This is a genomic window from Azospirillum sp. RU38E (assembly GCF_900188385.1).
Lineage (GTDB): Bacteria > Pseudomonadota > Alphaproteobacteria > Azospirillales > Azospirillaceae > Niveispirillum.
The window spans coordinates 815769-839601 of record NZ_FZOI01000001.1 but is presented as its reverse complement, the minus strand read 5'-3'; the positions used below and the strand labels follow the sequence as shown (position 1 = coordinate 839601).

At 64.2% G+C, this 23833-nt stretch carries 21 protein-coding genes and 2 tRNA genes; 18 read left to right on the top strand and 5 right to left on the bottom strand.

The window, feature by feature from the left end:
- Positions 1–145: 145 nt before the first annotated feature.
- The 3 genes from dgcA (at position 146) to CHB97_RS03605 (ending at position 3719) form a co-directional block, all read left to right on the top strand.
- The gene (gene dgcA, locus CHB97_RS03615) at positions 146–1156 is read left to right on the top strand and encodes an N-acetyl-D-Glu racemase DgcA (RefSeq protein ID WP_089286535.1); all 1011 of its coding nucleotides are present in this window, start codon (positions 146–148) and stop codon (positions 1154–1156) included.
- Positions 1157–1275: 119 nt separating this feature from the next.
- Entirely contained in the window at positions 1276–2409 is a 1134-nt protein-coding gene (locus tag CHB97_RS03610) for a pentapeptide repeat-containing protein (RefSeq protein WP_089286534.1), read from the top strand.
- Between the two features lie 155 nt (positions 2410–2564).
- Positions 2565–3719, top strand: a complete 1155-nt coding sequence (locus CHB97_RS03605; RefSeq protein WP_089286533.1) for a pentapeptide repeat-containing protein — start codon at positions 2565–2567, stop codon at positions 3717–3719.
- A gap of 181 nt (positions 3720–3900) precedes the next feature.
- Here the strand turns inward: CHB97_RS03605 and CHB97_RS03600 are convergent, their stop codons facing one another.
- The gene (locus CHB97_RS03600) at positions 3901–4845 is read right to left on the bottom strand and encodes a nucleoside hydrolase (protein WP_200819784.1); all 945 of its coding nucleotides are present in this window, start codon (positions 4843–4845) and stop codon (positions 3901–3903) included.
- A gap of 151 nt (positions 4846–4996) precedes the next feature.
- Between CHB97_RS03600 and CHB97_RS03595 the strand changes: the two genes are divergently transcribed.
- The 7 genes from CHB97_RS03595 (at position 4997) to CHB97_RS03565 (ending at position 11430) form a co-directional block, all read left to right on the top strand.
- Positions 4997–5368, top strand: a complete 372-nt coding sequence (locus tag CHB97_RS03595; RefSeq protein WP_089286531.1) for a hypothetical protein — start codon at positions 4997–4999, stop codon at positions 5366–5368.
- Positions 5369–5393: 25 nt separating this feature from the next.
- Positions 5394–6035 (top strand): HAD-IB family hydrolase, encoded by a 642-nt coding sequence (locus CHB97_RS03590; protein ID WP_244559369.1) that lies wholly within the window; start codon positions 5394–5396, stop codon positions 6033–6035.
- Positions 6036–6149: 114 nt separating this feature from the next.
- Positions 6150–7139, top strand: coding sequence for a metal ABC transporter solute-binding protein, Zn/Mn family (locus tag CHB97_RS03585; RefSeq protein WP_244559368.1), 990 nt, complete (start codon positions 6150–6152; stop codon positions 7137–7139).
- Entirely contained in the window at positions 7139–7927 is a 789-nt protein-coding gene (locus CHB97_RS03580) for a metal ABC transporter ATP-binding protein (protein WP_371332955.1), read from the top strand. Before CHB97_RS03585 ends, CHB97_RS03580 begins: the two co-directional genes overlap by 1 nt.
- Complete coding sequence (locus tag CHB97_RS03575) at positions 7924–8841, top strand: metal ABC transporter permease (protein ID WP_089286529.1); 918 nt, start codon at positions 7924–7926, stop codon at positions 8839–8841. Before CHB97_RS03580 ends, CHB97_RS03575 begins: the two co-directional genes overlap by 4 nt.
- Entirely contained in the window at positions 8838–9803 is a 966-nt protein-coding gene (locus CHB97_RS03570; RefSeq protein ID WP_089286528.1) for a metal ABC transporter permease, read from the top strand. The genes CHB97_RS03575 and CHB97_RS03570 overlap by 4 nt, the downstream gene beginning before the upstream one ends.
- Before the next feature lie 31 nt (positions 9804–9834).
- Positions 9835–11430 (top strand): glycosyltransferase family 1 protein, encoded by a 1596-nt coding sequence (locus CHB97_RS03565; protein ID WP_089286527.1) that lies wholly within the window; start codon positions 9835–9837, stop codon positions 11428–11430.
- Between the two features lie 3 nt (positions 11431–11433).
- Here CHB97_RS03565 and CHB97_RS03560 read toward each other — a convergent pair whose 3' ends face one another.
- A complete protein-coding gene (locus tag CHB97_RS03560) occupies positions 11434–11745 on the bottom strand; it encodes a hypothetical protein (RefSeq protein ID WP_089286526.1) in 312 nt (103 codons plus the stop codon).
- A 143-nt stretch (positions 11746–11888) separates the two neighbouring features.
- Positions 11889–13508, bottom strand: a complete 1620-nt coding sequence (locus CHB97_RS03555; RefSeq protein WP_089286525.1) for a carboxylesterase/lipase family protein — start codon at positions 13506–13508, stop codon at positions 11889–11891.
- 465 nt (positions 13509–13973) lie between these two features.
- On the opposite strand from CHB97_RS03555, the gene CHB97_RS03550 reads away from it, so the two are divergent.
- Positions 13974–16244 carry a TonB-dependent receptor gene (locus tag CHB97_RS03550; RefSeq protein WP_089286524.1) on the top strand — a complete coding sequence of 757 codons (2271 nt, stop codon included), beginning with the start codon at positions 13974–13976 and terminating at the stop codon, positions 16242–16244.
- A 170-nt stretch (positions 16245–16414) separates the two neighbouring features.
- Here CHB97_RS03550 and CHB97_RS03545 read toward each other — a convergent pair whose 3' ends face one another.
- Together CHB97_RS03545 and CHB97_RS03540 are read right to left on the bottom strand one after the other, a co-directional pair.
- Positions 16415–17089, bottom strand: a complete 675-nt coding sequence (locus CHB97_RS03545) for a Bax inhibitor-1/YccA family protein (protein ID WP_244559367.1) — start codon at positions 17087–17089, stop codon at positions 16415–16417.
- 130 nt (positions 17090–17219) lie between these two features.
- The gene (locus tag CHB97_RS03540) at positions 17220–18188 is read right to left on the bottom strand and encodes a complex I NDUFA9 subunit family protein (protein WP_089286522.1); all 969 of its coding nucleotides are present in this window, start codon (positions 18186–18188) and stop codon (positions 17220–17222) included.
- 277 nt (positions 18189–18465) lie between these two features.
- On the opposite strand from CHB97_RS03540, the gene CHB97_RS03535 reads away from it, so the two are divergent.
- The 7 genes from CHB97_RS03535 (at position 18466) to CHB97_RS03505 (ending at position 23792) form a co-directional block, all read left to right on the top strand.
- A tRNA-Leu gene (locus tag CHB97_RS03535) sits at positions 18466–18550 on the top strand.
- A 191-nt stretch (positions 18551–18741) separates the two neighbouring features.
- A tRNA-Leu gene (locus CHB97_RS03530) sits at positions 18742–18826 on the top strand.
- Between the two features lie 185 nt (positions 18827–19011).
- Positions 19012–19623, top strand: a complete 612-nt coding sequence (locus CHB97_RS03525) for a ribonuclease D (RefSeq protein WP_089286521.1) — start codon at positions 19012–19014, stop codon at positions 19621–19623.
- 170 nt (positions 19624–19793) lie between these two features.
- On the top strand, positions 19794–20483 hold the full coding sequence (gene lptC / locus CHB97_RS03520) for an LPS export ABC transporter periplasmic protein LptC (RefSeq protein WP_089286520.1): 690 nt from the start codon (positions 19794–19796) through the stop codon (positions 20481–20483).
- The gene (locus CHB97_RS03515) at positions 20480–21430 is read left to right on the top strand and encodes an LptA/OstA family protein (RefSeq protein ID WP_089286519.1); all 951 of its coding nucleotides are present in this window, start codon (positions 20480–20482) and stop codon (positions 21428–21430) included. Before lptC ends, CHB97_RS03515 begins: the two co-directional genes overlap by 4 nt.
- On the top strand, positions 21427–22227 hold the full coding sequence (gene lptB, locus CHB97_RS03510; RefSeq protein ID WP_089286518.1) for an LPS export ABC transporter ATP-binding protein: 801 nt from the start codon (positions 21427–21429) through the stop codon (positions 22225–22227). The genes CHB97_RS03515 and lptB overlap by 4 nt, the downstream gene beginning before the upstream one ends.
- A 257-nt stretch (positions 22228–22484) precedes the next feature.
- Complete coding sequence (locus tag CHB97_RS03505) at positions 22485–23792, top strand: cation:proton antiporter (RefSeq protein ID WP_089286517.1); 1308 nt, start codon at positions 22485–22487, stop codon at positions 23790–23792.
- Positions 23793–23833 lie beyond the last annotated feature (41 nt).

Sequence of the window (23833 nt, the reverse complement as noted above, 5' to 3'; positions counted from 1 at the left end):
CAACGGTCTATCACATGGGAAGCCTGCTGCGCGACCACCATGGCAATGCAACAGAATCTGTCGCATTGCGACCGGGGTGGGAAAGTGATGGCAACGGGTTTAGGATGATTGCCCTTCTTTGCCAGCCTGGAAACCCGCCCGCACCATGACAGAGAATGCCCCCTCCCTTGCCCTGACGGTGGAAAGCACCGCCTTCCCCATCCGGGGCAGTTTCCGCATTGCCCGTGGTGCCAAGACCGAGGCGCTGGTGGTGACGGCCACGTTGACGGCCGATGATGGCAGCATCGGCCGGGGGGAATGTGTGCCCTATGCCCGCTATGGCGAAAGCGTGGAAGGGGTGATGGCGGCGATCCAGGGGTTGGCCCCCGCCCTGGCGTCCGGGCGGCTGGACCGGGGCACGCTGCAACAGGCGCTGCCAGCAGGGGCCGCCCGCAATGCGCTGGATTGCGCGCTGTGGGATCTGGCTGCCAAGCGCACCGGCCAGCCAGCTTGGCGGCTGGCCGGGCTGGCGGAGCCGCTGCCGGTGACCACCGCCTTCACCCTGTCCATCGACACGCCGGAGGCCATGGCGGAAGCGGCCCGCGCGCTGGCGGGCACAAGGCCGCTGCTGAAACTGAAACTGGCCGGCGATGGGGCCGATCTGGCCCGCGTTGGCGCCGTGCGAGCCGCCGCCCCGGCTGCCCGGCTGATCGTGGATGCCAATGAAGGCTGGAGCCTGGACGATCTGGCCCACCTGCCCCGTCAGTTCGCCGATCTGGGGGTGGAGATGATTGAACAGCCCCTGCCCGCCGGCCAGGATGCCGCCCTGGCCGATATCGACCGACCGCTGTTGATCGGTGCAGACGAAAGCGCGCATGGGCTGGAGGGGCTGGAGGAACTGGCCCGCCGCTATGATGTGATCAATATCAAGCTGGACAAGACCGGCGGGCTGACCGAAGCGCTGATGCTGAAGGCGCGGGCGGAGGTGCTGGGCCTGCGCACCATGATCGGCTGCATGGTGGCGACATCCTTGTCCATGGCCCCTGCCCTGCTGCTGGCCCAGGGGGCCGATTATGTCGATCTGGACGGGCCGCTGCTGCTGGCCCGCGACCGGGAACCCGGCCTGCGCTACGAGGGGGCCCTGGCCTATCCGCCCATCAGTGCCGTCTGGGGTTGAGGTGCCACCGAAGGACATAATCCTTTTGGTGGGCGCGGGGCGTGCGCTTGGTGGCTTACCGGGGCGTCATTGTATGGCATGATCGGCATTCACGGCAGAGAACAGATACAGAAACCTTGATGAACACCGCCCGCGGCGCCCACTCCCTGCCCTCGCATGACATGCAGGTCATGCTGGCCCAGCACACTTTGTTTGCCCGCGGCCATGCCGGCAAGCGGCTGGAGATGCGTCTGCAGAACCTTTCCGGGATGCGGCTGCATAATTTCGACCTGTCACAATGCCTGCTGCTGGCCTGCAACCTGTCCCATACCGATCTGGAAGGCTGCCATTTCCAGGCCGCCAACCTGTCCAACAGCCTGTTCATCGGCGCCAATCTGCGCCATTGCGATTTCACCCGCGCCGACCTGCGCGGTACCCGATTCTATAAATCGGACCTGCAGCAGGCCAATATGACCGGCAGCGACATGCGCATCGGTTCCATCACCCTGAACAGCGGGGGGGTGCCAACGCAGCGGGAATTCACCACCGACCTTTCCTATTGCAACATGGAAGAGGCGACGCTGCGCGATGCGGTACTGCACAAGGTGCGACTGCGCGGCGTCAATATGCGCAATGCCGATCTGGCCGGCGCCGATCTCTCGGGCGCTGATCTGCAGGGCGTGGTGCTGCTGGGCACCACGATGGACCGGGCAATCTTCACCGGGGCCAATATCAAGAATGCCGTCTTCACGGTGAATGATGAAACCCGGCGCCTGTTCTCCGGCAACCCCGCCTTTGAAGAACATCTGTCCAACCTGCGGGAGACCGACCGCGCTGTCGCCTCGCATGAGGAATGGGTGAATTCCGGCGGGCGTGCGGGCCAGCGGGCGGATTTCGCCGGCAAGGCCCTGCGCGGGGTTGATCTGCGCGGCCGGGAACTGTCAGCCGTCTCCTTCCGGGGCGCGGACCTGACGGGCGCCAAGCTGGCCCATGCACGGCTGGCCGCTGCCGATTTCAACGGGGCCACCCTGGCCTATGCCGAACTGGCCAGCGCCGATCTGCGCGGGGCCAGCCTGGAAAATGCCCGCCTGCTGCACACAAACGTGGATGCGGCCGATTTCGGCGATCTGGATTTGCGCGGCGGCGGCAAGCTGGCCACCCGCTTTGCCGGGGCCAGCGTGGAATGGACCAGCTTCAGCCTGTGCAACATCACGCCGGAACAGATGGCCGGTGCCGTGCTGCGGGAATGCAGCTTCGCCGAGATCGATGCCTGACCACAGGTGAATGATGGGCCATCGAAATCTATTAATAAGTTAATTATTTGTATTTTTAAAAAAAGGCGGCAGGATAGCGTCAACCAGTCGCCGCACACATAGGCATTCAGTTTGCGCGCTGGCTTTTATGCTCTGCTGACTGACTGACCCTTACCATGACCGACCTTTCCGGCTCATCCACCCGTTCCAAGCAAGATCTGACCTTGCTCCTGGCCCAGCATTCGCTTTTCCTGAAAAGGCGCAGCGGCAAGCGGCTGGAATTGCGGCTGGCCAATCTGGAACGCACCAAGCTGCGTGGTTTTGATCTCTCCCAGAGTATCCTGCTGGCCTGCAACCTGTCGCAATGTGATATGGAAGGGTGCGGTTTTCGGGAGGCTGATCTTTCCAACAGCCTGTTCATCGGCGCCAATCTGAAACATTGCGACTTCACCCGCGCCAACCTGCGCGGGGCCCGGCTCTACAAGACCGATCTGGCCCAGGCCAAGCTGGATGGCAGCGACATGCGCATGGGCAACCTGACCATGCATCGCCGCAACAGCGAGGGGGAGCGCGACGTCATCAGCCGGGAATATGTCACCGACCTTTCCTTCTGCAATATGGAGGAAGCCTCCCTGGAGGATGCGGTGATGCGCAAGGTGAAGCTGCGCGGCGTCAACCTGCGCAATGCCAATCTGGCCAAGGCCGATTTCAGCGAGGCGGACCTGCAGGGCGTGGTGCTGCTGGGCGCCAACATGGATGGCGCCAATTTCTATAATGCCGATATCAAGGATGCCACCTTCACGGTCAATGACACGACGCGGCGCATGTTCCAGGGCCTGTCAGCCTTCACCGAGCATCTGAATAATCTGGCGGAGATTGACCGGTTGGTGGCCGCCCATGAAGAATGGGTGGACAGTGGCGGGCGCAGCGGCGCGCGGGCGGATTTCACCGGCCGCAAGATGAAGGGTGTTGATCTGCGCGGCCGCGAGCTATCGGCCATTTCCTTCCGCGGGGCCGACCTGTCGGGCGCCCTGCTTTCCCATGCCAAGCTGGCCGCCGCCGATTTCAACGGCGCCAACCTGCCCTATGCCGACCTGTCGAGCGCCGACCTGCGCGGTGCTGGCTTTGAGGGGGCGACGCTGCGCCATGCGCTGCTGGAGGCCGCCGATCTGGCACCGCTGGAACTGCGCGGCGGCGGCAGCCTGCCGCTGCGCCTGCGCGATGCCACGGTGGAATGGGTGGATTTCACCAAGACAGCGGTGCCCGACGGCCTGTTCAAGGGGGCCAGCGTGCGCAACTGCGTGCTGCCTGAGGGGATGGCGGAAGACTGACCGCCATCCCCTCAGCTTGTGTCATACCAATCCGCCGAGGGTTTTACCCTTGGCGGATTGGAGGCCGGCGACTGCCGGCCCGCCGCACGTGCGGCGTGAGCCAAGGGCGCGGATGCGCCCGCCCGGCGACTGAGGGAACGCGAAATCTCCCTGGATCGGTCACGATCAAGGGAGATTGGTATCACACCAGACGCAGCAGCCGTTCGATCAGCAGGTCGAAGAAACCATCGGCATCGGCCTGCATCATGTACTGCACATTGGCCGGGCGGCCGGTCTTCATATATTTGTCCACCACCGTCTGGCCGATGGTCAGCGGGCTGGCGGTTTCCACCGCCACATTGCACAGTTTGCCGGTGAACAGTTCCGGCTTCAGCAGCCAGGCGATGGTGCAGGGATCGTGCAGCGGGCCGCCATCGGTGCCGTATTTCGCCTCATCATAGCGACGATAGAAATCCAGCATCTCATACGTCACCTGCCCGATCGGGCCGGGAATGGCCTTCACCCGCGCCATCTGCCGCTGCGAGGTCAGCACCTGATGCGTCACATCCAGCGGGAACATCACGATGGGCGCGCCGCAGCGCAGGACGATATCGGCCGCGTGCGGATCAACAAAAATATTGAACTCCGCCACCGGGCTGCTGTTGCCGCCTTCGGTCTGCGCGCCGCCCATCAGCACGATCTGCTTGATGCGCGGCGCGATATCCGGCGCGCGGGTCAGTGCTGTGGCGATGTTCGTCAGCGGCCCCACGGGGCACAGGGTCACCGTGCCGGCGTCATGGCTGCGCAGCGTCTCAATAATGAAATCGACGGCATGCTGTTCCTGCAGGGGCATGGTGGGCATGGGCAGATGCGGGCCGTCCAGCCCGGTTTCCCCATGCACTTCCGGGGCGGTGTGCAGGTCCAGGAACAGCGGGCGGTCACAGCCAGCAAAGACCTTTACATCGGTGCGCCGCGCAAGCTCACAAATCTTGCGGGCATTCACCTCTGTCAGGTGCAGCGGCGCATTGCCGGCCACGGCGGTGATGCCCAGCACCTCAATCTCTTCCGGGGAGCCGAAGGCCAGCAGCATGGCCACGGCATCATCCTGGCCGGGATCGGTATCAATGATGATCTTTTCGCGCGCCATAATCCTTGGTCCTTCCAGCAGGAACGATACAGATGCCAGCCTTTACCCGGAAAGGGCTTGAGAGAAAAGCGCCAACCGGCTTTGATGGCCGCGGGTTATCCGGGGGGAGGCGACACTGTTCGCGCGTATTTTCAGCCATCTGGCCAATGGCGTGCTGCTCTATGCCATCTTCTATGCGCTGGTCTGGCTGTTGATGCTGAAGGCCGGGGCGGTGATGAGTGCGACCTGGGGCGATGGCGTGCCCGATCTGGTGGATGGGGCGCTGGTGCCCTTTTTGATGAGCACGCTGGCCGCCTTTCTGGCCCATGCCGGCCTGCGGCTGACGCTGAAACGGCTGCGCCTGCGCCTGTCGACCCCGGAATCCACCGCCAGTTCCGTCTTTCTCGGCGTGCTGACCCTGCTGGCCTTCACCGGGGTGATGGGCGAAATTTTCCAGACCCCCGATTCGGTCTGGTGGTCGCCGCTTTGCGTTATCGTTGGGGCATGGGTGGGGGCGGCCATCCGCCGCCGCCTGCCCCTTTGAATCCGGTTCACAGGTTCCAGGGATCATGAGCAAGGGCATCGCCATTTTTGATTTCGACGGCACGCTGGTTGCCGGCGACAGTCTGCTGCCCTTCCTGGAACGGGTGGTGGGCAAGCGCAAGGCGCGCTTTGCCATGGTGCGGTCGCTGCGCGCCGCCGTGCTGCGGGCCAGCCGGGGCAAGGGCGGGGATATCCGCACCCAGGTGAAGGCCGGCCTGCTGGCCCGCACCCTGAAGGGGGTGCCGGCCGACAAGGCAAAGGCCGCCGCCGACGATCTGGCTGGCTGGCTGCGCTGGCACCCACCCACGCTGGATGCCCTGCGCCGCCATGCCGACAAGGGCCACCGGGTGATTGTCGCCACCGGCGCATTGGCGCTTTACATGCCGCGCCTGCTGGCCGATCTGCCGGTGGATGGCTTGATGGCAACGGAAATGGAATGTGTGAATGGGGTGCTGACCGGCCATATGCAGGGCGGTAATTGTGTGCGCGATGAAAAGGCCCGCCGGGTGGCCGAACTGCTGGAAAGCGACGGCCCCTTCACCGCCACCTATGGCTATGGCAACCGCCCGTCCGACCTGCCCTTCCTGGCACTGATGCAGCACCCGACCATCGTGCCCACGGTGGGAAGGCGCGGAAAGCCGAAACCCGGAACCGACGATGCCGAATAGCCGCAGGCATCCCGCGACCGTTTCAGCCATGGAACTGTTATAAACCACGGCTTGCACCCGCCCATGGGCGGTTTATATGATAATCTGGAATCATTCCAAGGACGAAGCCTGACCGTGAGCCGCCGCAGCGCCCCCCTGTCCCGTCGCCATCTGCTGGCCCTTGCCGGTGCCGCCAGCCTGTTGCCGGCCTCAGCAAGGGCGGCGGCGGGCAAGCCCGGCCTGCTGGCCACCACGGGGCAAGTGGCGGAATTGCTGCGCGCCGTGGCCGGCGACACGGCGGAGATTTCCAGCCTGATGGGCGAAGGCATCGACCCGCATTCCTATAAGCTGACGCGCAGTGACACGGTGGCGATGATGCGCGCCGATGCCGTGTTCCCCAGCGGGCTGTTCCTGGAAGGCAAGATGACGGAGACGCTGGAAAAGCTGGCGGCGGGCGGCAAGCCCGTCCACCCGGCTGCCAGCGCGCTGCCCGCCAGCCTGCTGCTGCACCCGGAAGGGGCGGAGGGCCATCCCGATCCGCATGTCTGGATGGATGTGTCGCTGTGGAAGCGGGCGCTGGAAGGGGTGCGCGACAAGCTTTCCACCCTCTATCCCGCCCATGCCGACACCTATCGCAGCCGCACCGCCATTGCGGCGGCAGACTATGACCGGCTGCACGCCTATGCGCGCGATGCGCTGGCCACTGTGCCGGCTGAACGGCGGGTGCTGGTAACGGCGCATGATGCCTTCTCCTATCTCGGCCGCGCCTATGGGCTGACGGTGGTGGGCATCCAGGGCATCAGCACGGAATCAGAGGCCGGGCTGCAACGCATCGAATCCGTGGTGACCATGCTGGCATCGCGGAAAATCCCGGCGGTGTTCGTGGAAAGCAGCGTCTCGGACCGCAATGTCCAGGCCCTGGTGCAGGGCGCCGCCGCCAAGGGGCACAAGGTGGCCATTGGCGGCCAGCTTTATTCCGATGCCATGGGGGCTGCCGGCACCTATGAGGGCACCTATATCGGCATGATCGACCATAATGTCACGCTGATGGCCCAGGCCCTGGGCGGGTCGCCGCCGGCGGGCGGCTTCCAGGGCCGGCTGGCCTTGGCACAACCGGGACGGTGATGGCCATGCTGCAACGGCTGCGCACCCGCAATTTCATCCCCCCCGCCGATGCTGGCGTCAGCCCGCTGTCGGTCACCGGGCTTTCCGTCGCCTATCATCGGCAACTGGCCTTGCGGGATGTCAGTTGGGCGGCGCCGACCGGCGGGCTGGTGGCCGTGGTTGGCCCCAACGGGGCCGGCAAATCCACCTTTCTGAAGGCCGTCCTGGGGCTGGTGCCCGCCTTGGCCGGGACGGTGGAGGTCTATGGCCGCCCGCTGGCACAACAACGCGGGCTGATCGGCTATGTGCCGCAGCGGGAAAGCGTGGATTGGGATTTCCCCGTCAATGCGCTGGATGTGGTGACGATGGGCCGCTACGGCATGATCGGCTGGGGCCGGCGCATAACCGGTGCGCATAAGCGCGCCGGGATGGAGGCGCTGGACCGGGTGGGCATGGCCGATTATGCCCGCCGCCAGATCGGGCAGCTTTCCGGCGGCCAGCAGCAGCGCGTGTTCCTGGCCCGCGCCCTGGCCCAGGAAGCGCGGCTTTATTTCATGGATGAACCGCTGGCCGGCGTGGATGCCGCCACCGAGCAGACCATCCTGGCCGTGCTGCGGGAGCTGGAGGCGGAAGGGCGCACGGTCATCTGTGTGCATCATGATCTGCAGACGGTGGCCGCCACCTTTGACCATGTGCTGATGCTGAACCGCACCCTGGTGGCCGCCGGGCCGGTGGCCAGCATGCTGACGGATGCCAACCTGCGTCTGGCCTATGGTCAGCGGGCCTCCGGCCTGTCGCTGCTGTCATGATGGAAGCGCTGCCCTTCGCCGGCATGGGCCATAATACCGCCATGGTGCTGGCAGGCACCACGGCTTTGGGCATCGCCGCCGGCACGGTGGGCTGTTTCATGGTGCTGCGCCGCCGCGCCCTGGTCAGCGATGCCTTGAGCCACGCCACCCTGCCCGGCATCGTCATCGCCTTTCTGGTCGGGCTGGCGCTGGGGGTGGAGGGGCGATCGCTGCCCCTGCTGCTGCTGGGGGCCGCACTCAGCGGCGCGCTGGCCGTGGCCTGCATCCAGGCCATCACCCGCTGGACCCGCCTGCCCGAAGATGCCGCCATCGGGGCGGTGCTGTCCTGTTTCTTCGGGCTGGGGGTGGTGCTGCTGTCGGTGGTGCAGGCCCTGCCGGCCGCCAATGCGGCGGGGCTGAAGGGCTTCATCTTCGGCCAGACCGCCGCCATGCGCAGCGGGGAGGCCGCCACCCTGGCCGTGCTGGCGCTGGCGGCCCTGGCCGGTGTTGCCCTGTTTTTCAAGGAATTGCGCCTGCTGGCCTTTGATGAAGGCTTTGCCCGCGCCGCCGGCTGGCCAACCAGCCGCTTTGATCTGGGCCTGATGGCACTGGTCACACTGGTGACGGTGGCCGGCTTGCAGACGGTGGGGCTGGTGCTGATCATCGCCCTGTTGATCACGCCTGCCGCCGCCGCCCGGTTCTGGACCGACCGGCTGGGCATCATGCTGCTGGTGGCCGGCTTGATCGGTGGCCTGTCGGGCGGCATCGGCGCCCTGCTCTCCGCCCGGTTCCAGAACTTGCCGGCCGGCGCCATCATCGTGCTGGTCGCCTCCTGCTTCTTCATGGCCAGCCTGTTTTTCGCACCGGCGCGCGGGTTGCTGGCCCGCACGCTGCGCCGCGCCCGGCTGCGCGCCTCCCTGGGGGCGGCGCCATGACCCTGCCGGATACACAAACCTTTCTGTCGGTTGACCTGCCGGCCATGCTGGCGGCCCTGTTCGCCTGTCTTTCCTGTGCGCTGGTGGGTAATTTCCTGGTGCTGCGGCGGCAAAGCCTGATGGGCGATGCCATCAGCCATGCCGTGCTGCCCGGCATCGTCGCCGGCTTTCTGGTGGCTGGCACGCGCGACACGCTGCCCATGCTGACCGGCGCCCTGGTGGCCGCCGTCACCGCCGGCCTGTTGATTGAGCTGGTGCGCCGCCTGGGCAAGGTGGAGGCGGGGGCCGCCATGGGCGTGGTCTTCACCAGCCTGTTCGCGCTGGGCGTCATCCTGATCGAACAGGGGCCGGCGCGGCAGGTCGATCTGGATGCCGATTGCGTGCTGTATGGCCAGTTGGAAGGCATCCTCTGGTTCGGGCCTGCCGGCTGGTCCAGCCTGCTGGACCCCGGCACCTGGGCCAGCCTGCCGCGACAGGTGGTGCAGCTTGCCGCCGTCTTTGCCTTCTGTCTCGCCATCGTGCTGATTTTCCTGAAGGAACTGACGCTAGTCAGTTTTGACCCGGCGCTGGCCGACACGCTGGGCCTGCGCTCCGCCCTGGTGCAGCATGGCATCGTGGCGCTGGCGGCCCTGTGTGCCATTGCGGCGTTTGAGGCGGTGGGGTCCATCCTGGTGATCGCCATGCTGATCTGCCCGGCCGCCACCGCGCGCCTGTTGTGCGACCGGATGCCGGCGCAGATCGCCCTGTCCCTGCTGGCGGGGGCTATGGCCGCCATTGGCGGCTATGCGCTGGGGGCTTTCGGGCCGGCTTTGGTCGGGTTTGACCATTCGGTGGGGGCGGCGGGCAGCATTGCCACGCTTTCCGGCCTGATCCTGGCCGTCGCCATCCTGTTCGCCCCGCGCTATGGCGTGCTGGCCCGCCGCCGGCTGGCGCAGGTGAAACAACCGCTGGCCGTGGGTTAACCCCTGTCCGCATCAGCTTAGGAGCGACCCGATGCGCGATCAGGATCAGAAGCTGGCCGATCACGCCGCCGCCTTGGGCCACGCCCTGGCGGGTGGCGTGGAAGAGCCGCTTTACGACGCCGCTCTGTGGCGGCAATGCGAGCAACTGCTGGAACAGATGCGGGAAGCGCTGGCCGCAGGGGCCGACCCGGCCCCGGTGACCCGGATGCTGGCAGCCCTGCCCGCGCCGGAGAATCGCCGGGCGCAGACCCTGGCCCTGCTGCTGCGCGCCAACCTGTTGCAGGACGGGGCCGCCACCACGCAAGCGCTGGACGGCGCCGCCGCCGATCTGGCCAGCGCCACACCATCGCACAGCCTGGCCCAGGCGGATTATCTGTTGCGCGCGGTGGTTTTCGGCTGCTGGTCCAACCGGCTGCCCGTGGCCGACCCCCCGGCGCATGACATGGCCCTGCGGCGGCTCTGGCAGGCGATCATGGCCCGTTACCGGGCGGAAACCCCTGTGCCGCCGCCCCTGCCCCGTGCCGAACGGGAACGCGATCTGGTGCTGGTCATCACCGGTCAGTTCATGCAGGGGATGCACCAACCCTCCCTGGATATCATCGATTTCCTGTCAACGCTGGTGCTGCGCCTGGGCCGGCGCGTCGTGCTGATCAACACGGCGGACGGACCGGTCAGCGCCAAATTGCCGTTCCTGGGCGGCATGGTGGGCATGGCCGACGATGCATTGCAGGGGCTAGACAGTCTGTCAGTGAACCGGCTGCCCGTGCCGTTCCGCCATCTGCCCCCCGGTTTCACCAGCCCCGCCCTGGCCGCCTCCACCCTGGCCCATATCCGTGACTTGCGACCGGACATGGTGATGGCTTTCGGCACCATGAACCCGGTGGCCGATCTCTGCCGCGATCTGCTGGATGTCGTCGCCATCCCGTTCGGCAGTTACATGCCCCTGGCCGAGCCGGGCTTTCTGGCCCTGCCCCGGCCCCTGACGCCGGCCGACGGACCGGCATTGGCCATGGGTGGGCTGACGCCGGAGCGGGTGATTCCCATCCAGTACAGCTATGCCCCACCGCCCGCGCAGCAGACGCGCAGCCGGGCCGATCTGGGCGTGCCGGCGGATGCCATCCTCACCCTGGTCATCGGCCTGCGGCTGGCACAGGAGGTGACACCCGCCTTTGCCGACGCCCTGGATCAGGCCATCCGGCAGGAACCGCGCCTGTTCTTCCTGTTTGTCGGTCCGCTGGCGGACGATGATTGGGCGGCGCGCTTGCCATCCCTGGCGGCACGGTCGCGCCGGCATGGCTATGATGAGGATGTGATGTCCATCCTGCCGCTTGCCGATCTCTATCTCAATCCGCCGCGCCTGGGCGGGGGCAGTTCGGCGGCCTTTGCGCTATCCTGCGCCGTGCCGGCCTATGGCCTGCCCATCGGCGATGTGGCCACGGTGATCGGCCCGGATTTCCATCTGTCCGATTACAGCGACTTCGCCCCCCTGGCCCGCCGCTGGGCCGATGACCCGGCATGGCGGGCGGGGCAGCGGCTGAAAGCCAAGGCCCGATTCAACGACATCTCATCCAGGGAGACCATGTTGCGGTCGATTCTGGATGGGGTGAAGGCACGGCGGCAGCCGTAAAACTCACCCCCGCCGCCGGCGCTGCCGGCGCCGCCATTTCCGCTCCCCCCAGATGATCAGGCGGGAAACCGGCCTTTGCAAAGGCGGGATTTCAAATGCCAGCAGGGCAATCCCCAGCGGCAGCATCCAAAGGCCCAGCACCGGCAGAAACCACAGGCAGCCGCCAGCAATCAGCAGCAGCGCCATGGGGATGCGCAGCCAGCGCCCACCCGGACGGCGCAGCCACGCCAAGGGACGGGCGACCCAGCCGGGCAAATCCCGCTCAACCCTTGAAAAGCAGCGGTCCAGCCTTTCCTGTTCGGTATTCTGCGGCACGCTCTCTCCTGTCGCGGCCCAATCATCCCAACCCCGGAATGATATTGTCGCGCAGGATCGCCAGACCAAGGCCCGGACCGTTCCATGATACCAACGGGCCGGGACCATACCCCTTGAGAGAGAGCCGCGACGCCCCTTTCACATCAATCCGCCGGTGATGGTGGCCGCACCGGCAGCGACATCATCTCGGTAAAGAAATCAAATTTCTGCTGATCGGGCCAGGGTGCTGTCTTTACCGTCTGACCGAACTCCAGCAATTTCGGCCGCTTGGGCGTGAACCGGGGCCAGGTCAGTTCGCTGGTGTCCGGATTTCCCGTCCGGGCAAAGGCCACCAGGGACCGGGTCATCGTTTTGCTGATCGCATAATCCGCCAGCCCCCAGTTGCGCGTCGGACGGAAGCGATTGAAACTGTCCAGCGTTCCCAACCAGAAGGGCACTTCCGATGTGTGGTAAGCCCCGGCGGTGGCGGGATTGAGATCGGAGAATGTGGCGTTCGGCGCATAGCTATGCGGCCGTGAAAATTGATAGGAGAAAACCGGGGCCCGCCCATTGGCCTGTTGCAGGTTGGCCCAGGTCAACATGCTGATCGCCATCGTGGCATCCCGATCAGCCGCGCGGGCCTGAGCCTGCGCGTCAGCATCCGTTTGCGCGGGATAGAGCTTCAGGAACCGCTCTGTATTGGCCCCGAAACGGGCCTTGGCCTTGGCCTGAAAATCCGCCAGGCCGCTGACCGGCCCCAGGCCGCCAAAGGATTCATCATGGGTGAAACCCACCAGCAGCGGCACATCGGCCTGTTCCTTGCGCGCAAAGCTCTCCGGAATCGGCACGGGCAGGACATAGCCATCGATCGTCGGGCCGGTGGTGGGCCCGTTGGGCACACGCGGCACCACCAGCCTGTCTGCCGGCAGAGCCCTTAAATGCTTCAGATCCTGGGCCTTCCAGCCCGCCTTCAGCTTTTCGCCATCCTGTTCGGCCTGCAGCAGCGAGGGCATCTTGATGGGCCCACCGATCGCGGCCCCGCTCATGCCGACGGCGCGATGGAACAGCCCTTTGGCAAGCGGGCTGGCCTGCAACGCCAGCACGGACATGGAACCGGCGGACTGGCCGGCGATGGTGACATTGTCCGGATCGCCACCGAAACGGGCAATGTTGCGTTTCACCCATTCCAGGGCGGCAATCTGGTCCATGAAGCCATAATTCCCCGAGGCCCGTCGGGGAGATTCAGCACTCAGCTCCGGCAGGGCGAGAAAGCCCAAAGGGCCAAGCCGGTAATTCATATTGACGAAAACGGCCCCCTCCTGGCTGACCGCCTCGCCCCGATAAATGTCATTGCTGCCCGCCCCGACAAAGAACGCGCCGCCATGGATATAGACGATGACGGGGGCCTTTTTCAGATCGGGCCGGGTCCAGACATTGAGATAAAGGCAATCTTCGGAGCTGACTTCCACACCGGCATAATGGTTGGAGGTCGCATCGCGGAGCGGTTGAATGCATTGCGGGGCAAATTTATCCGCCGCCAGCACCCCTTGCCATGGCGCCACCGGCTGGGGCTCGTGCCAGCGCAGTTCACGCACCGGCGGTGCGGCATAAGGCATCCCCAGATAGGCGGTGACGCCAGAGGGAAGTGCCCGACCGGTGACAAGGCCGCCATCAATCGGCACCGCATCGCCCGCCGCCATTGGCTGAGCGCCCTGTTGTGCTGCTGCCGGCAACGCAATCCATACTGACGCCAGCACCAACCCGATAATCGAACCGACCCGCATCTGCGTTCCTCTCCCCAACCATTGGCCCCGAGCGGAAATGGGAAGCCCGTGTCCGGTCAGGGCAGCACCACACAGGCGATGCCCCAACGACCACCACGTCACCCATGATCTGCCCGAATGGCGATGTTGTTCTTGGTCTTGCCTTTGGCCCCACGGCCACGGTTGCCCCAACCGACGCGCCCATTACACACCAATATCTGCCATTTGGCCTTACCAAAAGGCAAGACCAAATGGCACCACCCCAAAACGAGTATCGTCCAAAATCACCTTGCGCTGCCCCGTTTTTAGGCGCACTCCCTGACTTATCAGTTTGAGCGATCCCATGTATCGGCGACACTTCTCCATCACATCATATTATAAATATTATTATATTTGGACTTAGATGTGGCATGATGGATTCTAGATTGTGTGGATCGCCAATTTGTGAGATTGGTCTGTCCAATCCAGATAATAAGGGAGGACTCAATGCTCAAGATATCCGGTTTGGTCGTCAGCCTGTCTGCTTTGGCGCTCAGCCAGACCGCCTATGCACAGGAGTCGCAGGACGCGGTCCTGGAAGAAATCGTGGTGACCGCGCAAAAGCGTGAACAGAACCTGCAATCGGTTCCGGTTTCGGTGACCGCACTGTCGGCCGATGCAATTGTCACCAAGGGCATCACCCAGTTTGAAAATCTGTCACAGGTTGCCCCCGGCCTGACCATCACGCAGGGCACCCAGCGCACCGGCAACAGCATCAACCTGCGCGGCATCGGCACCTCGGCCTTCAGCACCGGGGTGGAACCTGCGGTGGCGGTTGTGGTCGATGATGTGCCGATCCTGAACCAGGGCCAGGCCTTCACCACATTGAGCGATATTGAGCGGATCGAGGTTCTGCGGGGACCGCAGGGCACCCTGTTCGGCAAGAACGCCTCGGCCGGCGTCGTCAGCATTGTCACCCGCGCCCCGTCCGATCATTTCACCGGCCGGATTGGCGCCTCGGCGACCACGGATGATGCCTATCGCATCGAAGCGGGGCTTTCCGGGCCGATCGCAGAGGGTGTCGGCGTCCGGGTCAATGGCTTTTACAGCGACTTGCGCGGCCATGTGAAGAATCAGGCGACCGGCAATTACTTGGGCGCCGATGAAAGCTGGGGTCTTCGCGGCAAGTTGGTGGCCGATCTTTCTGAACGGGTGACGGTCAACCTTTCCGCCGAACATTCCCAGACAGATGCCAATTCCACGCCCCGGACCGCGCGCAGCTTCCAGCCTGGCAGCGTGGTGTTCGGCGCGTCACTGACAGCCAACTCGACCAACCTCAATGTTGGACCGAACAACTATGCCGTGAACCAGAATTATGATGGCCTTGCCAAGGCAAAGGCGACCAACTTCAGCGGGCGGGCGGTCATCGACCTGGGTGATGTCGATCTGGTTTCCGTGACCAGCTACCAGAAATGGGGGCTGGATACGATGGACGATGTCGATCAGTTGAATTTGCCTGTTTTCAACTCGCCCACCGGGCTGGTGCAGGTCAGCCCCTATGATACGAAGTTCTTTACCCAGGAACTGCGCCTGATCTCGACCGCCCCCTCGCGCTTCCAATATATTCTGGGGGCCTTTTATGCGGATGGTAAGACCGATCGTTCCTTTGATCGTGGTCCTGCCGGCCCGTTGCTGGCCGCCTGGACGTCGGCCACCAGCACCAAGACCATGGCGGCCTTCGCACAGGCAACCTATGATCTGGCGGAAAAGACCCATCTTGATGGGGGCATCCGCTACAATCATGAAAAGATCGATGTCGACTTCCAGCGGCTGAACCGCCCGGCGGTCGCCCCCGCCAACAATGCGATCTGCCTGACCACCTGCTCCGGCGACGCGTCTGACAACCATGTGACGGGCAAGATCGCGCTCCGCCAGGATCTGGCCGAGCGGATGATGGTCTATGCATCCTTCGCCACCGGCTATAAGGGGCAGGGCTATGACGTATCGTCCGGCTTCACGCCGTCGCGTGCGGCCAACCCGGTCAAGCCGGAAACCTCAAACGCCTATGAGCTGGGCCTGAAAAGCCGCTTCCTGTCCAACCGGGTGCAGTTGAACGTCACCGGCTTCTGGACGGACTACGATAATTACCAATCACAATCGGGTGTGGTTCAGCCTGACCTGTCGGTTGTCCTGCAGCTCAATAATGTCGGCAAGCTGCGCACCCGCGGCGTTGAGGTCGAAGTTCAGACAAAGCCAACGCAGGCGCTTTCCTTTGACTTCTCCGCCACCTACCTTGACGCCAAGGTGCGTGAATATCCGTTCGCCAACTGCTTTACCGGTCAGACGGCGGCACAGGGGTGCTTTGACATCGATGGCGCCGGGCCCGGCACCGCCACGGCGCAGGATCTGGCGGGCAAACCGCTGGCCAATGCCCCGAAATTCATGTTCAACACCTCTGCCGCCTATGACATTGCCCTGGAATCGCTGCCGTTCGATGGCTTTGTGACGCTGGATTATCGCTATCAGAGCAAGGTCAATTTCGATCTGACCCAGAACCCGCTCTATGTCCAGAAGGCCTATGGCATTTTCAACGGCAGCATCGGCATCAAGGGTGCGGGGGATGCCTATCGCATCACCCTGTTCGTCAACAACCTGTTCGACAAGCACTATGCGTCAAACGTCAGCGGGCTGGTCGGCGGTCCGCCGACGGCGGTTGGCCAGGTACTTTCCCGCAACTCGCGGCGCTATTTCGGCATCCGCGCCAACTATAATTTCTAAACGGGCGTGAGGGTCTTTCTGGCCGGCTATTGTCCGCTTGAACGCAGCCGGCTAGGGACCAGCCTTCTCTATTCCCAAAATAGCCGCCCAAAACGAAACCGCCCGGAACAGGGTCTGTTCCGGGCGGCTCGAACACTTCATCAGCAGGGGCCAGACGGCACCCGGAACCCTTAGTCGTTGCGCTGGCCCATCAGAGACAGCAGCATCTGAAACAGGTTGATGAAGTTCAGGTACAGCGACAGCGCACCCATCACCGCCATCCGGCTATTGGCCTCATCACCATAGGAGGAGGCATAGCCTTCCTTGATGGCCTGGGTATCCCAGGCGGTCAGGCCAGTGAAGACGATGACACCGATGATGGAGATGGCGAACTGCAACGCCGAGGAACCGACGAAGATATTCACCAGACCGGCAATGACGATACCGATCAGGCCCATCATCATGAAGCTGCCCATCTTCGACAGGTCAGCCTTGGTGGTGTAACCCCACAGGCTGGTGCCGGCGAACATGGCAGCCGTGATGAAGAAGACCCGCGCGATGCTCTGCCCGGTAAAGACCAGGAAGATGCTCATCATCGACAGGCCCATCAGCACGCTGAAGAGCATGAGTGAGGTGCGCAGGGCCGAGGCCGACATCCGATCCGGCCGGAAGCCGAAGAAGATGAAGGCCAGCGGGGCCAGCATCACCACCCATTTCAGCGGCGTGCCATGGATCAACTGTACCAGGGCTGGAATCTGGGAGCCCACAAAAGCGGTCACACCCGTGATCGCCAACGCCAAGCACATGTAGTTATAGACGCGCAGCATGTGCGTACGCAGACCGGCATCAAACTGTGCCTGGTCCATTGCACGCCCAGATGACGCATACGGATTATAGGGTCCGTTTACCATTGAAGTGTCCTCGACACGGGATGTTGGACATACGTGTCAGTATATTGGGAGGGTCACCGTCCCAATCAATGGGTAATCGACGCGATCAGGATGCGGCTTTATCGCTGGGCCGGGTGAAACGGCCACCGATGCGGAACTTGTCCAGATATGTCGGCACGATCACTTCGATCGCCTTGGCCTCGATCCCCAGATCGGCCAGACCGGGCAGCGTGCCGCCCGCCACATTATCCACCTTCAGCAACTCCACCTGATCGGCGGTCAGCGGCTTGCCCGGCAGAAGCTGCAGGAAGCTGCCCAGCAGGCTGGACAGGCCGAAGCCCAGCGAGATCATGCACTTGTTGGGGCGGCCGATCTGGTTGACCGTGAACTGCATCAGTTCCTTGAAGCTGTAGCGGCGGGGGCCGGCCAGTTCATAGGTGCGGCCCTGGGCCCCCTCCCCTTCCACCGCCGCCAGCACGGCGTCGGCCACATCACCGACATAGACCGGCTGCATCAGGGTGCGGCCACCGCCAATCAGCGGCAGGCAGGGCAGACCGGCCCCCATGGCGGCAAACCGGTTGAAGAACTGGTCATCCGGGCCGAACACCACCGACGGGCGTAGGATGGTGGCCTCCGGGAAGGCGGCCAGCACGGCCTTTTCCCCTTCAGCCTTGCTGCGGGCATAGCTGGAATTGGAACCGGCATCGGCCCCCAGGGCGGAGACCTGGACGAAGCGCTTGGCCCCGGCGGCCTTGGCGGCGCGGGCAATGCGGGCGGCGGCCTGATGCTGCACGGCATCAAAGCTGTTGCGGCCGCTGGGGGCCAGAATGCCGATCAGGTTCACCACCAGATCGGCACCGGCCACGGCCGTGGCCACCGACTGGTCATCATTGATATCAATGGCGATCGGCAGCACCTGACCGACATCACCTGCGGAACGCAGATATGCCGCCTGCCCCGGATGGCGCGACGGCACCACCACGCGGGCGCCGGTCTTGGCAAGGCGGCGGACGATGTAGCGGCCGATGAAGCCCGAGCCACCAAACACCACGGCGTTGCTGTACCGATTGCCCATCACACATTCTCCAACATTTAGGAAACGCGGCCGAGAAGGCCAAATAAGGGGGGTACGACGGGGATCTAATGGGATACCCCGCGCGCTCACCTGCTGGTTATAGCGCAAGGGCAGTCGAGTGTGAAAGCACAGCCGCTGCAGCGCCCTGCCGCATTGCACGCAAGGGCCGGCGATAAAAAATGAAAATGCCTGTTGACAGGGGGCGGATACCTCTCTAAAAGCCCCCTCCACGATGCGACGGCGGCCGCCACAAACGGCAGACGGCGCAGCGGGAAACGCCCAGATGGCGGAATTGGTAGACGCGCAGGTTTCAGGTACCTGTACCGCAAGGTGTGGAAGTTCGAGTCTTCTTCTGGGCACCATCCGCATGTAACGCTCAACAGGCCGCCGGTTCTTCCGGCGGCCTGTTGCGTTTCCGGCCCCGCCCTATGCCCGTCGGAAAAAATCTTCATCCCCTGAAAATAGCTGTTGACGCCCACGGCGCCGACCATTAAAAGCCCCCTCCACGACGCGACGGCGGCCGCCACAAACGGCAGACGGCGCAGCGGGAAACGCCCAGATGGCGGAATTGGTAGACGCGCAGGTTTCAGGTACCTGTACCGCAAGGTGTGGAAGTTCGAGTCTTCTTCTGGGCACCATCCGCATGTAACGCTCAACAGGCCGCCGGTTCTTCCGGCGGCCTGTTGCGTTTCCGGGCCTGGCTTTCACGCCCGCCTGCTGCTCATCCGACCCTTGCGGCATCGGCCCTTGTGGCGGGGCACGGCACAGCGGATAAATGATCCGCATTTCCGCATTCAATTCATGGCTCAGGAACAAGGGTCCGATGTCGATCGATCTTTATGATGGTGATTTGCCCGCCGGTCTGGATCTGGGCCCGGTGGTGGCGGTCGATACCGAAACCATGGGCCTGAACCCAATCCGCGACCGGCTGTGCCTGGTGCAGCTGTCGGGCGGTGATGGCAATGCCCATCTGGTGCAGATCCGCCGGGGCCAGAAAAGCGCCCCCAATCTGGCCCGGCTGCTGTCGGATACCAATACGCTGAAGCTGTTCCATTTCGCCCGTTTCGATGTGGCGGTGCTGCGCCATGGGCTGGGCATTGTCTGCCAGCCCATCTATTGCACCAAGATCGTCTCCAAGCTGGTCCGCACCTCCACCGACCGGCATGGATTGAAGGATCTGTGCAAGGAACTGACAGGCGTGGAGCTGTCCAAGCAGCAGCAATCCAGCGACTGGGGTGCGGATGAGCTGAATGAGGAGCAGTTGAAATACGCTGCCTCCGACGTACTGTACCTGCACGCCATCAAGGAAAAGCTGGATGCGCTGCTGGCACGCGAAGGCCGGCGCGAACTGGCGCAGGCCTGCTTTGATTTCCTGCCCGCCCGTGGCCAGCTTGATCTGCTGGGCTGGGACGAGCCGGATATTTTCGCCCATTGATTTTTTGCAGCAGGACGGGATGGCAGGCCTGACCTGTGCGTCCCGTCACAGAATTGCCGTCAAGAACGGGCAAGACCTGGGAAGGGCGTGAGTTTATCTCTGAAACCACGCCCGATCCGTTTTTGCTGTGCCCGTCGTTCTTTCATCAATATCGAGTATTCCTGACACCCATGACCACCCCTCCCCCCACCCCAGCCGGTGCGATCCGGCCGCGCGAAGCCCAGCCGGGCCCCGGCCGGGGCGGCAATGGCACGCGCGATCCCTTCGCCCATACCCGCGTGGTGCGTACCGCCCGGGTGGCATTGCCGGTGGTGGCGGGGCTGGTCTTGCTGCTGATCGTCATCTGGCCGCTGTTCGGCGGTTCGGGCGATGGCAGCAAGGCGGGGCCGGATCAGGGTGATCTGGAAATGACCAAGGCCCGCTATCTGGGCACGGACACCACCGACCGCCCCTTCGAAATCCGCGCCGACCGGGTGATGCAGTTGGGCGATACCGGCTCGCAGGTCGACCTCAGCGCACCGGAAGCCGATATCACCATGAAGGGCGGCGACTGGCTGTCCATGGCCGCCGACAGCGGCCATTATGATCAGGACAAGAATGTGCTGACCCTGCAGGGCAAGGTCTCCATCTTCCATGGCGCCGGGTATGAGTTCCGTACCAACGAGGCGGCCCTGGACGTGGACAAGGGTATCGCCTGGGGCAACAAGCCGGTGGAAGGCCAGGGCCCGCTGGGCATGGTGGAAGCCGGGGGCTTCCGCGTGCTGCAGGATGGTGATGTGCTGGTCTTCACCGGGGCCGCGCGCCTGCGTGCCATGGCGGCGGGCGGTGACAAGAACAAGCCGGAAGGAACGGCGCCATGAGCATGATGAACGAGCATTTCCGCCGCTGGCGCCGCCCGCTTGCCATCACCGCCATCGGTCTGGCCCTGGTGATCGGCCGTCCCGTGCCGGCACAGAGCCCATCGCTGGAAATGGGTGGGGAAAAGCCGATCGATGTGGTGGCCCCCGGCGGGTTTGAATTCCATGAGAAGGAAAATGTCGCCATCGCGCGCGGCGGTGCCACCGCCACCCAGGGCGACATGACCTTGAAGGCCCAGACCCTGGCCGCCTATTTCCGCAAGAATGCCCAGGGCACGAATGAGATTTACCGCCTGCTGGCCGAAGGAAATGTGGAGCTGCATGGGCAGAGCCAGAGCGCCTATGGCACGCGCGGCATCTATGATCTGGATCGCTCCGTCGCCGTGCTGACCGGCGAAGGGCTGCGGCTGGTCACAGAGCAGGATACCGTCACCGCCACCGATTCCCTGGAATATTGGCGCACGGAGAATCTGACGGTGGCGCGGGGCAATGCCGTGGCCATCCGGGAGAATAACCGGGTCCGCGCCGACCGTCTGGTCGGGCTGCTGACCACGGACAAGCAGGACAAACAGAGCCTGAGCCGGGTGGATGCCACCGGCAATGTCGTCATCACCACCCCGCAGGAGGTGGCGCGCGGCGACAAGGGCACCTATGACCTGGATACGGAAATGGCGCTGCTGACCGGCAATGTGAAGGTCACACGCGGCCAGAACCAGTTGAACGGCCCGGCCGCCCAGGTGGACCTGAAATCCGGTGTCAGCCGGATGTTGTCGCAGGTTCCGGGCGGTTCCCCCGTACAAGGGGGGACGCAGCAGCCAACCGGCGATGGCCGCGTCCGGGGTCTTTTCATCCCGGACAGCCAGGGCCGGGGCGGTCAACCGCAGCAACCCGCCACCCCGCCGCCAAGCGGGCAGCAGACGCAACCCGGCCAAGGGAGCAAGAAGCCATGAGCCGTGCGAGCAAGCAGACCCAGACGACCACGCCCAACGGGGAAGCCCCCAAGGGCCCGCATCTGGTGGCGGATAATGCCGGTCTGGTCGCCAGCAATATCGGCAAGTCCTATAAGGGCCGGCCGGTGCTGCGCGATATCAGCCTGTCGGTGCAGCGCGGGGAGGCCGTGGGCCTGCTGGGGCCGAACGGTGCCGGCAAGACCACCTGCTTTTACATCATCACCGGCCTGATCCTGCCCGATTACGGCAGCATCACCCTGGATGGGTTGGGCATGACCGACCTGCCCATGTATCGCCGCGCCCGCATGGGCATCGGCTATCTGCCGCAGGAAGCCAGCATTTTCCGCGGTCTGTCGGTGGAGGCCAATATCCGCGCCGTGCTGGAGGTGGTGGAGCCCGACCGCGATGTGCGCGAGCAGCGGCTGGATGAGCTGCTGGCCGAATTCTCCATCACCCATCTGCGCCGTACCCCGGCGCTGGCCCTGTCGGGTGGCGAACGTCGCCGCGCCGAAATCGCCCGCGCCCTGGCCAGCAACCCGCATTTCATCCTGCTGGATGAACCGTTCGCCGGCGTGGACCCGATTGCGGTGAATGATATCCGCGAACTGGTCAGCCACCTGCGCGAACGCGGCATCGGCGTGCTGATCACCGACCATAATGTGCGCGAAACGCTGGATATCGTCGACCGCGCCTATATCCTGCATGATGGCGTGGTGCTGATGGAAGGCAAGCCGTCAGAAATCGTCGCCCACAAGGATGTGCGCCGGGTTTATCTGGGTGAACGGTTCAGTTTGTGAGGGGGGGGTTATTTACAGCCTGCCGCCTTCATGAAGCCGATTGATATCAGACATTAAGCTGCCCCCCTGCCCAAACGTGCCTCCCCCGCGAAAGCGGGGGTCCAGGGCCGCAGGGATAATGCGTCGGTGCCTTGGCCCCTGGACCCCCGCTTTCGCGGGGGAGGCAACAAGATGCTCATTCGTTGGCTTAGCCAACCAGTCCGCGCCTTCGCCGGTATTGCGGTAGAGGCCCCCCTCCCCCAGCCCGGACCCCGCGCTTGGAACATCACGTCGATATTACCGGCATCGCCATCGTCACCTCTGTGGCCCTGTTGTGTGGGCTGGTGCTGTCGCGGCTGAAACAGCCCTCCATCGTCGGTTATATCGTGGCCGGCATCGTGCTGGGGCCGGGCGGGTTCGGGCTGGTCAGCCAGTCGGACAGTATCCGTACCCTGGCGGACCTGGGCGTGCTGATGCTGCTGTTTCTGGTCGGCATGGAATTGTCGGTCAAGGCGTTTCAGGCCGTCTGGCGGGTGGCTTTGCTGGCCGTGGCGGGACAGGTGGGCCTGTCGCTGGCCGTCACGGCGCTCGCCGGGTTGATCCTGGGCTGGCCGATGGAACGATCCATCGTCTTCGGCTTCATCGTCGCCCTGTCCGGCACGGCGGTCGCCATCAAGATGCTGGACGATATTGGTGAGCTGAAGACGGAGACGGGCCGCGTCACCATTGGTGTGCTGATCGCGCAGGATCTGGCCTTCGTGCCGTTGCTGCTGATCACCAATGGCATGGGCAGCGGGGCCGGGCTGGATATCGCCATCTTCCTGAAACTGGGTGCTGCCGTCGCCGCCCTGGGTGGGCTGGTCTGGTTCCTGTCGCGGCGGGAACGGCTGATCGTGCCCTATGGCGCCTGGTTCCGCCGCAACCATGATGTGGTGCCGCTGGCAGCCCTGGCGCTCTGCTTCACCATGGCGGCGCTGACCGGCCTGCTGGGCCTGTCCACTGCGTTCGGTGCCTTCATGGCCGGCTTTGCACTGGGCAATTCCGACGGGCGCACCCTGGCCCTGCGCGCCACCCACCCGATTCAGTCGGTGCTGGTGGTGGTGTTCTTCCTGTCCATCGGGCTGCTGATCGACCTGCGTTATGTCTGGGACCATCTGGGGGAAGTGCTGCTGCTGCTGTTCGTGGTGACGCTGGTGAAGACGGCCATCAATGTCGGCACGCTGCATTTTCTGGGTGAACCCTGGGAACGCGCCTTCCCCGCCGGGGTGATCATGGGATCGCTGGGGGAATTCAGCTTCGTGCTGGCCGCCGCCGGCCTGTCCATCGCTGCCATCGATCCGCAGGGCTATCAGTTGGCCGTGACGGTGATCGCGCTGTCCTGGCTGGCCAGCCCGCTCTGGCTGGATGCCGCCAAGCGCTTCCACGGGCTGGCGGCCGGCACGGTGGTATCGCTGCGGCCCGCCTTGCAGCAGATATACAGCGGTGAGATTGCCGTATTGAATCGCCTGTTCACGCTGACACTGCACGCCGCCAGCGCCGCCGTAGACACCATCCGCCGCCTGACGAAGCGCGACGAAAAGCCCTAACGCCTTACCGCAGCCCAGGATTGTCTGTTTGCCGCTGGTGA

Bases quoted from the DNA above. Each gene is read 5' to 3' on its own strand.
- dgcA (WP_089286535.1), top strand. From the start codon at position 146: ATGACAGAGAATGCCCCCTCCCTTGCCCTGACGGTGGAAAGCACCGCC.
- lptC (WP_089286520.1), top strand. From the start codon at position 19,794: ATGACCACCCCTCCCCCCACCCCAGCCGGTGCGATCCGGCCGCGCGAA.
- CHB97_RS03570 (WP_089286528.1), top strand. From the start codon at position 8,838: ATGACCCTGCCGGATACACAAACCTTTCTGTCGGTTGACCTGCCGGCC.
- CHB97_RS03565 (WP_089286527.1), top strand. From the start codon at position 9,835: ATGCGCGATCAGGATCAGAAGCTGGCCGATCACGCCGCCGCCTTGGGC.
- CHB97_RS03580 (WP_371332955.1), top strand. From the start codon at position 7,139: ATGGCCATGCTGCAACGGCTGCGCACCCGCAATTTCATCCCCCCCGCC.
- CHB97_RS03555 (WP_089286525.1), bottom strand. From the start codon at position 13,508: ATGCGGGTCGGTTCGATTATCGGGTTGGTGCTGGCGTCAGTATGGATT.
- CHB97_RS03540 (WP_089286522.1), bottom strand. From the start codon at position 18,188: ATGGGCAATCGGTACAGCAACGCCGTGGTGTTTGGTGGCTCGGGCTTC.
- CHB97_RS03515 (WP_089286519.1), top strand. From the start codon at position 20,480: ATGAGCATGATGAACGAGCATTTCCGCCGCTGGCGCCGCCCGCTTGCC.
- lptB (WP_089286518.1), top strand. From the start codon at position 21,427: ATGAGCCGTGCGAGCAAGCAGACCCAGACGACCACGCCCAACGGGGAA.
- CHB97_RS03545 (WP_244559367.1), bottom strand. From the start codon at position 17,089: ATGGACCAGGCACAGTTTGATGCCGGTCTGCGTACGCACATGCTGCGC.
- CHB97_RS03610 (WP_089286534.1), top strand. From the start codon at position 1,276: ATGAACACCGCCCGCGGCGCCCACTCCCTGCCCTCGCATGACATGCAG.
- CHB97_RS03590 (WP_244559369.1), top strand. From the start codon at position 5,394: ATGAGCAAGGGCATCGCCATTTTTGATTTCGACGGCACGCTGGTTGCC.
- CHB97_RS03525 (WP_089286521.1), top strand. From the start codon at position 19,012: ATGTCGATCGATCTTTATGATGGTGATTTGCCCGCCGGTCTGGATCTG.
- CHB97_RS03575 (WP_089286529.1), top strand. From the start codon at position 7,924: ATGATGGAAGCGCTGCCCTTCGCCGGCATGGGCCATAATACCGCCATG.
- CHB97_RS03605 (WP_089286533.1), top strand. From the start codon at position 2,565: ATGACCGACCTTTCCGGCTCATCCACCCGTTCCAAGCAAGATCTGACC.
- CHB97_RS03600 (WP_200819784.1), bottom strand. From the start codon at position 4,845: ATGGCGCGCGAAAAGATCATCATTGATACCGATCCCGGCCAGGATGAT.
- CHB97_RS03550 (WP_089286524.1), top strand. From the start codon at position 13,974: ATGCTCAAGATATCCGGTTTGGTCGTCAGCCTGTCTGCTTTGGCGCTC.